This window comes from Variovorax sp. P4_D9, assembly GCF_056401695.1.
The window spans coordinates 1-1,001 of the sequence record NZ_JBFUIU010001567.1 but is presented as its reverse complement, the minus strand read 5'-3'; the positions used below and the strand labels follow the sequence as shown (position 1 = coordinate 1,001).

The 1,001-nt window shown below is 71.0% G+C and carries 1 protein-coding gene; it reads left to right on the top strand.

The features are described from left to right. Positions 1-24: 24 nt before the first annotated feature. Positions 25-1,001: FMNH2-dependent alkanesulfonate monooxygenase (gene ssuD / locus AC1DY5_RS56945; protein WP_478122925.1), on the top strand; the 977-nt coding region annotated here is incomplete at its 3' end.

Here is a 1,001-nt window from a genome sequence, read left to right as displayed (position 1 = left end):
GTTCTCAACTGACTAAGAATCCCCATGCAAGTATTCTGGTTCCTGCCCACCCACGGCGACAGCCGCTACCTCGGCACCACCGAGGGCGCGCGCGCGGTCGATCTCGACTATCTCCAGCAGATCGCCGGCGCCGCCGATTCGCTCGGCTACGAAGGCGTGCTGATCCCGACCGGCCGATCTTGCGAGGACCCGTGGGTCATCGCCTCGAGCCTGATCGGCGCGACCCGGCGGCTCAAGTTCCTGGTCGCGGTGCGGCCGGGCCTGCACCAGCCCAGCCTGGCCGCGCGCATGGCCGCCACCTTCGACCGGCTGTCGGGCGGGCGGGTGCTGGTGAACCTGGTCACCGGTGGCGACCAGGCCGAGCTCGAAGGCGACGGCGTGTTCCTGGACCATGCCTCGCGCTACGCGCAGTCGGCCGAGTTCATCCGCATCTGGCGCGAGATCATCGCGCGCAGCCACGACGGCCAGAGCTTCGATTACGACGGCCAGCACCTGAGCGTCAAGGGCGCACGGCTCTTGTTCCCGCCGACGCAGAAGCCGCATCCGCCGGTGTGGTTCGGCGGCTCGTCGGCCGCGGCCCACGAGCTTGCCGCCGAGCAGGTCGATGCCTACCTGACTTGGGGCGAGCCGCCGGCCGAAGTGGCGAAGAAGATCGCCGACGTGCGCCAGCGCGCCGAGCGCAAGGGCAGGGCGCTGAAGTTCGGCATCCGCCTGCACGTGATCGTGCGCGAGACCGAGGACGAAGCCTGGCGCGCCGCCGAGTCGCTGATCAGCCGGGTCGACGACGAGACCGTGATCCGCGCCCAGGCCGCCTTCGCGCGCATGGATTCCGAAGGCCAGCGGCGCATGGCCGCGCTGCATGCCGGCGGCGCCAGGCGCACCCGCGCAGAGCTCGAGATCAGCCCCAACCTGTGGGCCGGCGTCGGCCTGGTGCGCGGCGGCGCCGGTACGGCGCTGGTGGGCGATGCGAAGACCGTCGCGGCGCGCATCGAGGAGTACGC